Here is a 13397-nt window from a genome sequence, read left to right as displayed (position 1 = left end):
CAGAAACCGTTTCGAGACTTTAGGAGGACCAATTATGACGACAATAGAAGATGTTGCAAAAAAGGCAGGTGTTTCAAAAAGTTCTGTTTCGAGAGTGTTAAATCACAACTATAAACATATGTCAGATGAAATGAAAGATAAAATACTTAAGGCAATTGAAGAATTAAATTATCGTCCTAATTCTGTAGCCCAAAGTTTAAAAAAGAAAGAGACAAAGGTAATTGGTCTCATTGTAGCGGATATGTCTCCTTTTTGGGCAGATGTGATTAAGGGAATACAAGAGGAATGTGTAAAAAAGGGATACAGCTTAATGGTGAGTGACTCGTCTATGAGTGCAAAGCAAGAGGAAGAAAATATTAAAATGCTAATTGGAAGACAAGTTGATGGATTAATTATTAATACAATTCAGCCACAGTCAGAGCTTTTTGCTTACCTGCAATCTATCAAGTTTCCAGTTGTATTTATCAATAGTTCCCCATCGAATATTCAGGAGGATATGGTCATTGTTGATAATACAACAGGAACGATGGAAGCGATGAATCATCTCTTATCTTTAGGTCATGATCGAATTGCGATAATGCTTTATCCTATTGAAAATATCCTTGTTCGCGGAGAAAGATTGGAAGCTTACAAAGAAGCATTAGAAACAAATCGTGTACCCGTTGATAAGCAGTTAATTAATATCATTAAACAAGAGAAGGGACATGGTGTAAAGACAACACTACGATTACTAGAAAGTCCGGATCCTCCAACTGCATTTTTATCTACCAATATCAATTTAACGTTAGAAGTGATAAAGGCCGTTAGAGAAAAAGGCCTGGAAGTTCCGAAAGATGTTTCGGTAATTGGGTTCGATGACTTTGAGTGGACTGGATTGTTGGATCCTCCACTTACAACTGTTGCCACTCCCGTTCTGGAGATGGGGGCAAAGTCTTCCGAGCTGCTATTTAAAAAAATCAAACGTAAAAAGCATACGAAACCTGTTAAATTCGAGGTTATACCGGAACTTATGATCCGCAAATCGACATGTAAAGCAAAAATAGAAGATACATCCATGCCGCAAATCATTGGCAAGTAGGCTAATTCGATCGATGGAGATGCCCATTCAGTCATTTTTGTATAAAAAAGGAGGGACATGATTGAAGATTAGTAAGCTGGAACTATTTCATATCTTACCAAGATGGCTAATTCTTAAAGTTGAAACAGATGAAGGGATTGTTGGGTATGGTGAGCCAATTGTTGAAGGAAATTCCCATACGGTAGAAGCTGCAATAAAAGTACTCGAATCCTATCTTATTGGTCAAGATCCACTTAAGATTGAGCACCATTGGCAAGCAATGTATCGAGGAGGATTTTATCGTGGAGGCCCTATTCTAGTAAGTGCAATTAGTGGAATTGAGCAAGCACTATGGGACATAAAAGGAAAATATTATCATCTCCCAATCTATGAAATGTTAGGAGGGGCATGTCGTGACAAAATTCGAATGTATGCCCATTGTCATGGAGACACGATTGAGGATGCTGTTCATTTAGCACTTAAAAGAAAAGAACAAGGCTTTAATGCGATTAAAATAGCTCTTGATGGACCGGTGCAAATTGTTGATAGCCTCGCCTATGTCAACAAACAGGTTGAGAAATTGTCTGCCATTCGTAATGCAGTTGGAACTGAAATGGATATTGCTATTGATTTTCATGGAAGAGTGAGTCCTGCGATGGCCATTCGGCTTGCCGCAGCATTTGAACCATACTATCCAATGTTTATTGAAGAGCCTTGTTTACCGGAGAATGTTGAGGCAATGGTGAAAATAGCGAATTCGACTACCATTCCAATTGCTACAGGTGAAAGACTGTATACGAAATGGGGATTCCGTGAGGTGATTGAAAAACAAGCCGTTTCAATCGTTCAGCCTGATTTATGTCATGCGGGTGGAATCTTTGAATCTAAGAAAATAGCAGCACTTGCAGAAACCTATTATGGTGCGGTTGCTCCTCATAATCCCTTAGGTCCTATTTCATTGGCGGCATGTATTCAATTAGATGCTTGTACACCTAATTTTTTAATACAAGAACATCCAACTTTAGATGATAAGTCTGATTTAGGGCATGGTATTCTTAAAAATTCGTTCAAAATTGAAGACGGTTACATTGAAATACCAAAAAGTCCTGGATTGGGAATTGAAGTTGATGAAGAAGCATTAAAAGAAAGAATGTATGAAGGAGACTGGGAGACACCCCGTCTTTATCATAGTGACGGTTCTATAGCAGATTGGTAGTCTGCTTTTGGAATAATTAAATTCTAGGAGGTTCAACATGAGAAAAACTAGATTTCCAAAGCTTTTTACAGTAATAGGACTTATTTTTATGATGCTTGTTGCAGGTTGCTCTAATCAAAGTAGTGGTTCTGGAGGAAGTGATTCTGACAGTAGTGACACAATTACCCTGAAAGTTCTATCACCGACAGTTGTAGAGAGCCCTGAAGGAGATGTAGAAAAACAGATTGCTGAAGATTTTATGAAAGAAAATCCGAATATTAAAATTGAGTTTATTGGTGTACCGATGAATGAAATTTACACAAAACTAACAACTATGGCAACGGGTGGTGAAGTCCCAGATATCTTTATAAATAGCCCGGAGTTTTATGGGAAAGCACATGAAATGGGAATTGTCGAAGATTTAACTCCACTGTTAGGAGAAGAGTATATTAATGGTTTTTATCCAGCAACATTAGATGAAGCCATGATTGATGGTAAGCTGCAATACGCTCCATGGTTTACGATTCCTACGGGTTTATTATATCGAAAAGATTGGTTTGAAGAAGAAGGGCTAAACCCTCCAAAAACATGGGATGAATTTTTGACAGCAGCGAAAACGCTAACAGGCGATACAAATGGAGATGGTGAAGTTGATCGCTGGGGCTTTGCGATGGTTGGGACAAATAATGGCTCTGGTGGATCGCGATTCATTCCAATTATGAGAACATTTGGAGCTGAAGAACTTACGAGCGAAAATGGTGAATGGACAACAGGATATGATTCGAAAGAAGCAATTGATGCGTTTTCATTCTTTAGTGAGCTTGTAACTGAGCATGAAGTTGTTCCTCCTGGTCCACTTCAAACTGGGTATCCAGAGGCGGTCAGCCTAATGGCGTCTGAAAAAGCGGCAATGATGGTCACTGGTCCGCATTCAATTGGAAGTATCCTAAATCAAAACCCTGAATTGGAAGGGAAAATTGCTGGTGTTCCTCTCCCACATGAGGAGGGGCAAACGCATAAAGCGGTTTTAGGCATGTTAGGTTTCTCCATCTCGGCAACAAGTGAGCATAAAGATGCTGCAGTAAAATACTTAAAATTCTTATTAAACAAGAAAAATCAATTAGCTTGGAATGAAAAAACCGGACGGATTCCTGCAAGAATGGAAGCAGGAAATGATCCTGCTGTTAGCACACCTGAGTTGCAAGGGTTCATTGAAGCATTGGATTACGCATTCCCATTACCAAATACACCTTATTACCCGAGTGTACAGTTAGCTTCAGCAGAAGCGTATCAAGCAATTATCTCTGGAACAATGACAGCGGAAGAAGCAGCAAAGAATGCCGCTGAAAAGGTTCGCCGAGAAATTGAAAATAATAAGTAAAAGTTTATAGAGGGAAAGGAAAATTCCTTTTCCTTTCACTACCTTTAAAGGAGGAGGAGAGGTTGAAGAGCAGCTATTCACATCAAGGAAAATGGGCTGGTTATTGGTTTATCTTTCCAACAATCATTACCCTTCTTATTTTAATTGCCTATCCATTACTTTACGGTGGATATATTAGTTTATTTGATACGAATCTATTAAATAAATGGGATTTTGTTGGACTGGAATATTATATTCAGGCTTTTAAAGATCCTGAGTTTATTCAAAAGATTGCTCTTACTTTTCAATTTACCATTCTTGTTGTTGGTGGGAACTTAGTTGTTGGTACTCTCTTAGCCATCATCTTAAATATGAATATAAAAGGAAGGGTGTTCTTTCGAGCCCTGCTCATTTTACCATGGTTATTCCCGGAGGTTGTTGTAGCTCTATTATGGAAATGGCTATTTAACCCGATGTATGGGTTATTAAATCATATTCTTAGTGGTTTACATATAGTTAGTGAACCGATAGCCTGGCTCGATTCTCCATCATTTGCCTTAATTGGCGTAGTGATTGCATGTATTTGGAAAGGGTATCCATTGGTTCTGATATTAGTTCTTGCTGGTTTACAAGCTATTTCTAAAGATTTGTATGAGGCTGCAGAAATAGATGGGGCTAATAAATGGCAGGCGTTTCGTCACATTACAATTCCAGGTCTTATGCCAGTACTAATGGTGACAATAATATTAGAAACAGTATGGTGGTTTAAGCACTTTACAATCGTTTGGTTATTAACGGCGGGTGGGCCAGTCAATTCGACAAGTGTCATCAGTATTGATATATATCAAATCGCCTTCCAAGATTTCAGATTTGGTAGAGCAGCAGCAACAGCTGTCATTGTATTCTTTATCTGTCTGCTTATGAGCTACCTTTATAGGAGGTTTTTAGATGACAAATAAACGGAGGAAACTCGTAAACAATATTACAGCTTATCTTATTCTCGTCTTTTTTTCACTTATAGTCATTATCCCCGTGTTTTGGATGTTATCAACTTCTATAAAAAATGATCAAGCTATTTTTACGATTCCACCTAAGTGGATTCCAGATGAAATAACGTTCCAGTCATTCTCAAGAATATGGACCGATTATCCATTCGGACAATACTTCTTTAATAGTATTTTAGTCGTTTCCGCAGCAACATTTATATCATTAGCATTTTCGTGTTTAGCAGGATATGGGGCATCACGGTTTAACTTTAAGGGAAAAGGTGCTTTCCTTACGTTTCTATTAGTTACCCAAATGTTTCCTTCCATTATGCTGTTAATTCCATTTTATAAAATTATGCAAACACTCGGACTTGTAAACACCTATCTTGGATTAATTCTAACATATATTTCCTTTACCATACCGTTCTGCTCGTGGATGATGATGGGCTATTTTAATAGTATACCAAAAGAATTAGATGAAGCAGCAGCTATTGACGGATGCAGTCCATTTCGGACATTCCTGCAAATTATTTTCCCGCTAAGTTTACCTGGAGTGGCTGCAACAGCCATTTATGCGTTTATCGTAGGTTGGAACGAGTATATGTTTGCCCTAGTTTTAACACAATCGGAAACGATGAAAACAGTACCTGTAGGAATTGGGCAGCTCATTGGCCAATATCGGATCATGTGGAATGATATGATGGCAGCCTCATTAGTAGCTACAATTCCATTATTAATTTTCTTTTTATTTTTCCAGAAGTATTTAATTAGTAGTTTAACAGCAGGATCAGTAAAATCTTAAAAAATTTTGAGAGGAGATAGTCAATGAAAATCACAAAACTGGAAGTCGTACATGTAAAACCGAGATATTCATTTTTAAAAGTGCATACAGATGATGGGATAGTTGGGTTAGGGGAAGCTTGTTTAGAAGGTAGAGCAAAGGTAGTAGAAATGGCGATAAAAGAGTTTGAATATCTGTTAATTGGGCAGGATCCGAGGGAGATCGAGCATCTCTGGAACTTGATGTACCGTGGGACTTTTTACAGAGGCGGTGCTATTCTTTGTAGTGCCATAAGTGCTGTAGATCAAGCATTATGGGATATCTTAGGGAAAAGTTTAAACGTTCCTGTATATACACTCTTAGGAGGAAAGGTTCGTGACAAAATTCGAGTTTACCAGCATGTGCACGGTGATGACCTGGAGGAATTCAAAAAAAATGCGAGAGAGGCTGTAGAAGAAGGGTATACGATGATCAAAACAGCCGTTCATGAAAAAGCACAGCATCTTGAAACTTCAGCATATATAAATAGACAAGTAGAAAGGATGTCCATTTTAAGAGATATCATTGGACCAGACCGTGACTTTGGCATTGATTTTCATGGTAGAGTAAGTCCTGCATTAGCAATCCAGTTGGCAAAGGAATTTGAGCCATTTAAGCCACTCTTTATTGAAGAACCATGTCTTCCTGAAAATGTTGATACGATGGTAACAATTGCTCGATCAACATCCCTTCCTATTGCGACTGGTGAACGACTTTATACGAGATGGGGATTCCGGGAAGTGTTAGAAAAACAGGCCGCATCTGTGCTGCAACCAGATTTGGCTCATTGCGGCGGAATTACAGAAGCAAAAAAAATCGCGGCAATGGGTGAAGTGTATTATGCAGGGTTTGCTCCTCATAATCCGTTAGGACCTATTAACCTTGCTGCAAGTATCCAATTAGATGCGACCGTTCAAAATTTTGTTGCCCAAGAACAAATCACACTGGGAGAAGGTCTGATTAAGCAGCCATTTGTTATGAAAGACGGATATATCGATCTTCCAAAGGCACCTGGATTGGGAATTGAATTGGATGAAGAAGCATTTGCTTCTGACATTTATGAAGGTGACTGGAGGTTACCTCACTGGTTTCATGAAAAAGATAACTCATTAGCGGAATGGTAGGATGAGTGCGTTTTTTAAAATAGGTAACAAAACCAGTAAGAACTACAACTGCAAATTCTCACAATGGCTGTTTAGTTCTATCACCAAACAATCTTTTTATTCATAAGATCGTATCAATTGTCAGCAAGGAAGTTTAATCGACTTAGTAGCCAATATAATAGTTTCTGGAAGTCAAGATATAAACGACATAGTATCCCAACTATGTCGTTCATAATATCATGCCTTCCTTTTTTTAATCTTTCCAATTCCAAGCTGTTTGGCTTCTGTGCGTAAAGCCTTAACTAAACTGATGGTCATTAAAGCGATAATGATTGAAAATGGTAATGCCGCAATAATCATCATATTTTGTAATGCTTGAAGACCGCCTGAGTATAGAAGTGCTAATGCAATAGCTGAAAGTAATATTCCCCATGTGAATTTTACTTTATTACCAGGTGAGTGTGATCCATTTGTTGTCATCATTCCTAATACATATGTCCCTGAATCGGCAGATGTAATAAAAAATGACCCGATAAGCAACATGGCTGTAATGGATGTTACGAGAGGAAATGGATAATTCGCAAATACACCAAATAACGATTCCTCTGCAGATAATGTAGAAATTTGTGCAATACCATTGTGTTCAAGTTCAATGGCTGAACCTCCGAAAGCGGAAAACCATAGAAAAACAACGATAGAAGGGATAAGCAGGACATAAAAAACAAATTCCCTTATACTTCTACCTTTGGAAACACGGGCAATAAAGATCCCTACAAATGGAGACCATGCAATCCACCAAGCCCAATAGAAAATCGTCCAGCCATTGATCCATTCCCGAATGTCTTCATTTAAAGGCGCAATTCTAAAGCTCATTTGTGGTAACGTTTGAATATACTGACCAATTGTATCGGTAAATAAATTTAAAATGAATAATGTTGGACCGAATATAAACATCAGCAACAATAAAGCACCAGCTAAAATCATATTCGCGTTACTTAATATTTTTATTCCTTTCCCTAATCCAGACATTGCCGATAGTAAAAATAAGACGGTAACAATCGCAATAATCAAAAATTGAATTCCAATTGTTTTAGGAATGTCAAATAGATATGCCAGGCCTCCATTAATTTGAACTGCCCCAAAACCGAGTGATGCTGCTACACCGAGTACAGTTGCCAATACAGAAAAAACATCAATCGCTTTTCCTGCAACGCCGTTTACCTTATCACCGAAAAGGGGCTCCAATGTTGCACTAATTAAACTCAATTTCTTATGTCTAAAATGAAAATAGGCAATTGCTAGTGCAACCATGGCATATATACTCCAAGCGTGAATTCCCCAATGAAAAAAAGTAAAGCGGAGGGCATCCTTTATCGCTTGATTTGTTCCAACTTCACCTGTAGGAGAACTAATTGCATAATGGCTAATTGGTTCGCTCGTTCCATAAAAGACAAGCCCGATCCCCATACCTGCACTAAACAACATCGCAATCCAGGTGGGCGTAGAAAATTCAGGCTTTTCATCTTGGTTTCCAAGCTTAATTCGTCCAATAGGTGAAATGAGCAGAAACAAACAAATGACAAGAACAATAGTGACGAGGATTAAATAATACCATCCAAACGCATCAGAAAAGAAAGCTTGTATATTAGCAGTGACCTGCTCTAATGCATTCGGAATCATAAGTCCGGCAATAACAACTAAAGAAAGAATAATTAATGATATATAAAACACAATAAACTTTTGTTTCATAAAATAACCTCCCACATGTGTTAACGCATAAGTTAGTATCTTCTTTTTTCCTAATTTCATGTAAACATAATGGGGAAGGAAGACTGACGGAGGCAAAAAAAATAACTCACCCTATACAATAGGTAAGTTACCCAGGATTTACTTCTTTAAAACCAAATCTGTATGATAATCTTTTTTGTGTAACATGGTCTGGAAATTGCTCATTAACTCCTTATCCTTTTTTACTACTTGGTCTTTACAGGAATAATTTTTGTAAAGATACATCAAAAAAGCTCTTTCTTAGAAAGAGTCTGCTTCATGATTTTAAAAACTTCTTCTGAAGTGAATAATTTCTCATTATCAGAAATCATGGATTGAACTCTCATTCCATATCCTAAAATAGTAAAAAAAGCAGAAACCCGATCAGCATCGAGGTCACTTGGGATAGGACCTCCATTTTGACCGGACTTTATCCAGTTTACGGCAAGCTGATAGTTAAGTTGCTGGAAGTCCAGAAGAATTTGCTGATCTTCCTCATCATTTTGGTGACTTAATAAATAAAAAAAGATTTGGTTAGAAACACTAGTTTTTGTATGGATAAAAGATCTTAGCGTTTCCCGCAGCGGGTCTCCAAGCTCTGCTCTTTCTTGTTTCCCTATACTCTCATGAAACCTTTCATCCACTTGCTTTAATTGTTGCTTTAAGACAAGGGCAAAAAGTTCATTTTTACTGTTAACGTAATGATAAATAGCTCCTTTCGATAACCCGCTGCGCCTGATTATTTCGTTAAGTGTTGTTTTTTGACAACCTTTTTCAGCAATAATTTTTTCTGTAACATCAATTAATTTATGTAAGCTTTCACTCTCAATCATGATAAAACACTCCATTTTGTAAGGTAGTTTAACTATACAACTGAAGAAAGAAGAAGTAAACCATTTACAAACCGACGGTCGGTATGTTAAATTCGAGATATTAAATTTAGTTAATTTCATTAAGAAGGGTTGATGAATAAATGGTTCATTTTATCGGTCGTATTGTAAATCATCGAATACTTTTAGAAGAAAGGTACATGTTTTTAACAGGATTGTTAGGGATTTTATTAGGTGCTGTTTGTTTGGTGACCATTTTATTTACTGGAGCCTCTATACCACCAGAAGGTGATTTATATAAAGCGGTGTCCTTCAACATCGCGATTGGTACTTTTATTATGACAACTGCCGTCATTTTACGATATGTCAATTTTTCAATAAGAAAAAGGCGGTTTTTTCGTTGGATGTTGATTATTTCCACGTTATATAGCTACGGAGTGGAAACCATCCAACACATGAGAGGCATTAACCCGAGATTTACACAGGTTGGAGAGATACAAGATCAGATTCTCGGAGGGCTGTTTGGATTAGTCTCATTAGTCATTATTATTTTATATATTGTATTAGCGGTATCGATTTTTAAACAAGGTGATAAGAAGCGAAATCCTCTCATGTCAAACGCTTTACGCTATGGAATACTCTCAACGTTAATTGCCTTCTCAGGTGGCATCTGGATGATTGTGCTTCAAGGGCGATTTACCGGTATAGATGGTAATATCATCTGGCTTCATGGATTAGGCTTTCACGGACTTCAAGTCATTCCTTTGATTGCATGGTTAACGATGCTATCCACGTACGCTAATGAAATGAAAGCAAAGATCATACATTTAACAGGTTTGACTTGGAATCTTGCATTAATCATGCTGGGTATCCACACAGCCATGGGTAAAGCAGTTTTTGAATTAACAGTCAGTTCAATTAGTTTCTATTTCCTTACAATGATATGGATCGTTGTATTAGGTTATACATGTTTAAAACTAGTAAGAGACAAGAAAGTTAAGGTATCGACGAGCTTGTAAGGTAATCGATACGAATTTATAGAAGAAATTCAGAGAGCATAGCTGTGTATCTGCAGAAGTGCTCTTTTTTATTTGGAACTAATCGAACTTTTCAAAGCATATACTTGTGAAAAAATGGCTGGAAAGGAGAATGTAAGGATGGAAAAATTAAACATGATATTTGTTTACGGTACATTACGACAGCATGAAACTAATCACTACTTATTAAAAAATGCGAAGTGTGTCAGTCGTCAATGTTGGACAAATGGGATTTTATATGACACTGGCTATGGATATCCGGCTTTGTTTACAAGCAATAAAAATAGAGTCTACGGGGAGGTATATGAAGTAACCGACAAGCAACTTGCAAGTCTTGATGATCTCGAAGGCTATGAAGGTAAGGGAAGGAACAATCTATATGAACGTATTACACAGGTGGTTCATACAGATTTCCATACAATCGAAGCGTATGTATATGTATATTCTTCAAGTAACGATACTAATCATGAGGAAATTAAGTTTGGTGATTGGAAGTGTCATCGATACTTACAACAAAATGAATTATTGTATTTTGCCTATGGGTCATGCATGGATGATGAGCGCTTTAAGCTGGCAGGTGTTAACCACGAATTTGAAAAAGTAGCAGGCTGTGGTGTGGCAAAGAATTATTCATTAGCATATACCCGAAAATCTCATGATGGTGGTAGAGCAGATCTTATTGAATCGGCGGAGTATGTAGAGGGGAAAGTCTATCATATATCCCGCGAAGCATTAACTTACTTATTCCACCGAGAAGGTGTGATGGGTCAAATTTATCGTCCTTCATTTATTGATGTAATGATAGATGGAAAAACCTATAGGAATGTATTAACGTTTTTCGTCGTTGATAAGGCAAAGGAAGTGGCCCCACCTGAGCACTATTGGACAGAAATTCTTAGAGGTGCAAAAAGCTTTGTAAGTGAAAGCTACTATCAGAAACTGGTGAAGCATTTGCTTGAAAAATTTGGAATTGCAGAATAAGGAAAATACTTTGTTAAAATAAGCTCATCCATGAGTTTTGTAAATTTCTCGTAAAAATATTTCCATTATTCCATCTTTTTTGTAAACAAACAGACGTGTTAATAAAATTTTACTCGCTTTATATAAAATGACTAACAATGAAAACAAGACGATTGATGGGTGATAATAACTACTATTTCATAAGATTATAAGCAAATAAAACTATTATATGACACTAAATGGTAGAAGTGATATTTAATAGAACAGGATTTTTTTCCTGTTTTTATTTGTAAATGAATTATTTACGATCTATCAATCTAAGATTTACATTTCCCTAGTAATGTAAGTATAGAACTTACAAAAAGGGAGTGTAATATAAATGAAGAAAAATTTAAGAAAGACAGCATTACTATGTTTGACATTAGGGTTAACCCTGCAAGTTTCTATACCTGGTGTTGCGGCTGCAGCTGGAAAATCAAGTTCTCCAACAACTGAAACAAAACTATTAAACGTTGCACATCGCGGCGCTTCTGGACATGCTCCTGAGCACACAATTGCAGCATACGAATTAGGTGAGGAAATGAAGGGGGATTATATTGAAATCGACCTTCAAATGACAAAGGATGGACACCTTATTGCCATGCATGATGAAACGGTAAACCGAACTACAAACGGCACTGGATTGGTTAAGGAAAAAACATTAGAGGAAATAAAAGAGCTTGATGCCGGTTCATGGTTTAATGAAAAGTATCCAGAATATGCAAAAGAGGAATATGAAGGACTTCAAGTTCCTACATTAGAAGAGGTATTTGAAAGGTTTGGCCGTGGTGCTGATTACTACATAGAAACAAAATCACCGGACGTTTACCCTGGTATGGAGGAAAAACTACTAGAATTACTTGAAGAATACAAGCTTACAGGTGTAAATGGGCGCTCAAGTCATGTTATTATCCAATCGTTCAGTCAAGAAAGTTTATTAAAAATGCATGAACTTAACTCACAGATTCCATTGGTACAACTTAAATCGTATCGCTCTCCAGCAACAATTACCGAAGAAGAGATCAAGGAAATAAAGGAGTATGCCGTAGGTGTTGGTCCAAACTTTGCACGAATTGACAAGGCATATGTAGAAAAAGTGAGAGAGAACGGTTTGCATATTCACCCATATACAATTAATGAGAAGGATGACCTCAGAAAAGCATTAGAATGGGGAGTTACAGGTGTGTTTACAAATTTCCCGGATCGATTTAATGAGGTTTTGAAAGAATTTAAAAGTGGAAAATAAAATACACTTCAAACAAACATGCGGGTATATTAACCTGCATGTTTTTTGTAGTTTGGATGATCTGATTAGAAAAACTAAAGTGTGGAAAGGGTAAATTTCTATCATCTACATTGTATATCTCTTCAAAATGAATGGAAAAATAAAGAGAAAATAAAGGGGTTAATGAGAGGGGGTTTCTATGAAAGCTATAATCATGTTGTTTATTTGTTATTTAATCTTAATGCTTCCATCTCAAACTTCTGCACAGCAGAAAGTCCCGATTTTAGTTTACCATTCAATCGACGAATATAAGGGTCTTGGTTCAAAAGAGTTATATGTAACCCCGGAAAACTTTGAAAAACAAATGATTTATTTACGAGATCATGGTTATACTTTATTAACTTTTGAAAGATGGAAAGACATTGAGAACGTGAAAAAACCGATTTTTATTACCTTTGATGATGGATATAAAAATAATTTGAATGCTTTTGCAACCTTTCAAAACCTAACAAATGAACAGTTTAAACCAAACGGAACTATTTTTGTTATTTCTGATTTTATTGGTCGTTCAAACCGATTATCGAATTCGGAAATAAAAAAGATGGTTGATTCAGGAATCATCTCAATACAATCTCATACGGCAACACATCCAGATTTAACAAAAATAAATGTATTTGAAAAAGAATTAAAAGGATCTAAAGATACGATTCAAAAAATAACAGGCAAACCTGTTATTGCACTTTCATATCCTTACGGCAATACTAACGACAAGGTTATAGCAGAAACGAAAAAATATTATTCGTTTGGACTCACAACAACTCCTGAATTATTTACTAAGAAGGGCATTAAGGAAGAACTTTATCTTTTACCGCGTATCTATATTAAATATTCAACGACTCTTGATGAGTTTGCAAAGATTGTTGAGGGAAAGTAATGGGGGAAAGGTTTTGACTTCAAGGACCTTAATAATTGTTTGGTGTTGTCTATCATATCTTTTAGAGACAAAAAATAACCCACC

12 protein-coding genes are annotated in these 13397 nt (G+C 36.8%); 10 read left to right on the top strand and 2 right to left on the bottom strand.

Translation table 11 applies throughout. From position 1 onward, the window contains the following. Positions 1–34: 34 nt before the first annotated feature. From HWV59_RS14935 to dgoD (HWV59_RS14910), 6 genes are all read left to right on the top strand, one after another. The gene (locus HWV59_RS14935; protein ID WP_175639340.1) at positions 35–1078 is read left to right on the top strand and encodes a LacI family DNA-binding transcriptional regulator; all 1044 of its coding nucleotides are present in this window, start codon (positions 35–37) and stop codon (positions 1076–1078) included. Positions 1079–1139: 61 nt separating this feature from the next. Then, positions 1140–2273, top strand: coding sequence for a galactonate dehydratase (dgoD, locus tag HWV59_RS14930; protein ID WP_175639339.1), 1134 nt, complete (start codon positions 1140–1142; stop codon positions 2271–2273). Between the two features lie 37 nt (positions 2274–2310). Next, positions 2311–3633 carry an ABC transporter substrate-binding protein gene (locus tag HWV59_RS14925; protein WP_175639338.1) on the top strand — a complete coding sequence of 441 codons (1323 nt, stop codon included), beginning with the start codon at positions 2311–2313 and terminating at the stop codon, positions 3631–3633. A gap of 62 nt (positions 3634–3695) precedes the next feature. Beyond that, the gene (locus tag HWV59_RS14920) at positions 3696–4571 is read left to right on the top strand and encodes a carbohydrate ABC transporter permease (RefSeq protein ID WP_175639337.1); all 876 of its coding nucleotides are present in this window, start codon (positions 3696–3698) and stop codon (positions 4569–4571) included. Further along, entirely contained in the window at positions 4561–5400 is an 840-nt protein-coding gene (locus HWV59_RS14915) for a carbohydrate ABC transporter permease (RefSeq protein WP_175639336.1), read from the top strand. The genes HWV59_RS14920 and HWV59_RS14915 overlap by 11 nt, the downstream gene beginning before the upstream one ends. A gap of 23 nt (positions 5401–5423) precedes the next feature. Further along, positions 5424–6542 carry a galactonate dehydratase gene (gene dgoD, locus HWV59_RS14910; protein WP_175639335.1) on the top strand — a complete coding sequence of 373 codons (1119 nt, stop codon included), beginning with the start codon at positions 5424–5426 and terminating at the stop codon, positions 6540–6542. Between the two features lie 216 nt (positions 6543–6758). Here the strand turns inward: dgoD (HWV59_RS14910) and HWV59_RS14905 are convergent, their stop codons facing one another. Then, positions 6759–8270, bottom strand: coding sequence for a glycine betaine uptake BCCT transporter (locus HWV59_RS14905; protein WP_175639334.1), 1512 nt, complete (start codon positions 8268–8270; stop codon positions 6759–6761). Between the two features lie 263 nt (positions 8271–8533). Then, positions 8534–9121 (bottom strand): TetR/AcrR family transcriptional regulator, encoded by a 588-nt coding sequence (locus HWV59_RS14900; RefSeq protein WP_175639333.1) that lies wholly within the window; start codon positions 9119–9121, stop codon positions 8534–8536. A gap of 140 nt (positions 9122–9261) precedes the next feature. On the opposite strand from HWV59_RS14900, the gene HWV59_RS14895 reads away from it, so the two are divergent. The 4 genes from HWV59_RS14895 to HWV59_RS14880 all read left to right on the top strand — a co-directional run bounded on the left by HWV59_RS14895 (position 9262) and on the right by HWV59_RS14880 (position 13313). Further along, positions 9262–10137, top strand: coding sequence for a hypothetical protein (locus HWV59_RS14895; protein WP_175639332.1), 876 nt, complete (start codon positions 9262–9264; stop codon positions 10135–10137). Between the two features lie 138 nt (positions 10138–10275). After that, positions 10276–11136, top strand: a complete 861-nt coding sequence (locus HWV59_RS14890; protein WP_175639331.1) for a gamma-glutamylcyclotransferase — start codon at positions 10276–10278, stop codon at positions 11134–11136. A gap of 358 nt (positions 11137–11494) precedes the next feature. Beyond that, positions 11495–12400, top strand: a complete 906-nt coding sequence (locus HWV59_RS14885) for a glycerophosphodiester phosphodiesterase (protein ID WP_175639330.1) — start codon at positions 11495–11497, stop codon at positions 12398–12400. A gap of 178 nt (positions 12401–12578) precedes the next feature. Next, positions 12579–13313, top strand: coding sequence for a polysaccharide deacetylase family protein (locus tag HWV59_RS14880; RefSeq protein ID WP_175639329.1), 735 nt, complete (start codon positions 12579–12581; stop codon positions 13311–13313). The last annotated feature ends 84 nt before the right edge of the window (positions 13314–13397 follow it).

This window comes from Metabacillus schmidteae (assembly GCF_903166545.1).
Classification (GTDB): domain Bacteria; phylum Bacillota; class Bacilli; order Bacillales; family Bacillaceae; genus Metabacillus; species Metabacillus schmidteae.
This window is presented reverse-complemented; position numbering and strand designations above follow the sequence as displayed.